This is a genomic window from Microcoleus sp. C2D2 (assembly GCF_036702495.1).
Taxonomy (GTDB): Bacteria; Cyanobacteriota; Cyanobacteriia; order Cyanobacteriales; family Microcoleaceae; genus Microcoleus.
Genome location: NZ_JAUBTO010000378.1, coordinates 1 through 1694, shown reverse-complemented (window position 1 = coordinate 1694; position 1694 = coordinate 1). Strand labels below are relative to the sequence as shown.

Below are 1694 nucleotides of genomic sequence, written 5' to 3'. Positions count from 1 at the left end.
TCTTTGGCAAGGGCAATAGCCTTGTCGTACATCTCGATCGCTTCTAGTTTTTGACCCAAAACTCGATGTCTTTCTGCTTCCACTAGATAGAATTTGTGCAGATGATTCATGGGGGCATGATGCGCCCATTTCTGCATTTTTTCTTGATTAGCTTGTACTTTGTCGAGAATATTCTGTTGCTCGTGCTCTTTAGTATCAAGATACACCGCTAGCCCTACTAAAGAATCGTAAAAATGGAAAATAGGAACAGGGGGCAATCCTACCAATGCGTCTAAATATTTCTCTGCTATGGCAATATTCTCAATGGCTTCTGAGTAATTTTCAAACCAGTAACTCAGTAAAAATTTATTCCAATATATGTAGGCAACTCCCGCTTTGTCGTTTGCTTGCTGGTGCAATAGCAACTTGATCTCCTCATCGCAAGCTTCACCCTTTAGAACGGATGGATTTTCACTTTTTCCGAGCAGATTTAAGGTGGCCTGCCAAAAGATTTCTATATAATTAAGCGCTGTTTTTTGCTTAATTTTATGAACAGCATCTCTGTAAGTTGCCATCTCTCTTTCAAGGACAGTCAGTTCTTTGCCAGTAAAGTAAGCACAATAGGAGTATAGCATTAGGCCATAGCCTGCAAATTCTAAATCTCCCGTCTCCAGTGCGGTTGAGTAAGCTGACACCAAAGGCTGTAAGATTTCTCTCAGATGCTCTTTCCAAGCTCGGATAAATACATTCACTATGACGACTGTCTTGGCTTTGATTTCTGGAGCATTTAACTTTGACAATAGATTTAAAGCCAATTGACCAAACTGATAGCCTGAATCAATATCTCCCACAACTCCGCAAAGCAGAAGACCATAATTGGCATAAGCAAAGGGAGACACGGAAGCATTACCATATTGGACAGATAAATTTACCTGTTTGCACAATGTCAAGGGCAACAGCGCAGGAGCAGCAATGTATGCAGGAGAAAAGGTACTTGACAGAAGTCGAATAGCTGCTAGTTTATATGAATCGGTCATTTGAGGCAGGTCAACTAAATCCTCAATTCGCCTTCCACTCAAAATTGCCGCAGTTTCCTCGAATGCCTGCTCAATATCTGACGGGTTCGGCTCTTGGGGAAACTCCACCCCGAACAGCTTTAAAACTTGTAGCGCTGTATCAACCGCTTCTAGCAGCCTGTTCTGACCTATGTAAGCTTGCATCTGGATTTCATAGACTTTCACTTGATCTAGCAGCGTTTTGGCGGAGTTTTGTACTATCTCAACGAATCTCTGCATTCGGTCAAAATCACCTCTCAAAAAAGCTGCCTCTGCTGCTTCCTCATGCAGCGCTAATGTTAGTTCGTACTGAGAATGCCAGCTATCTTCTGCTAACAGTCCTAAACCTGCTTGTAAATATTTAACCGCCGACTCATAAGCCGTTGCTGCTTTGGCTTTTTGACCTGCGGTTAAATTAAGTTTTGCAATTTCAGTGCGTTCGGATTCGTCGCTAACCAGTTCAATTCCTAGATTCAAATGATCGACGAGCGCAAATATCTCTTCCCCTCGTTTCTCTGGCGAGGTATTTTGCCACAGCAAGCGACCAATTTGCAAGTGAACTGTTTTTTTAGAATTTTGCTCGATCAAAGCATAAGCTGCTTGTTGCACGCGATCGTGCAAAAACTTGTAAGTAGTAATAACGAGATGAGATTGAACGAT

At 42.2% G+C, this 1694-nt stretch carries 1 protein-coding gene; it reads right to left on the bottom strand.

Annotated features, from left to right (window positions below):
* The coding region (locus QUB61_RS39330; RefSeq protein WP_445300345.1) for an ATP-binding protein at positions 1-1694 on the bottom strand (1694 nt) is incomplete at both ends.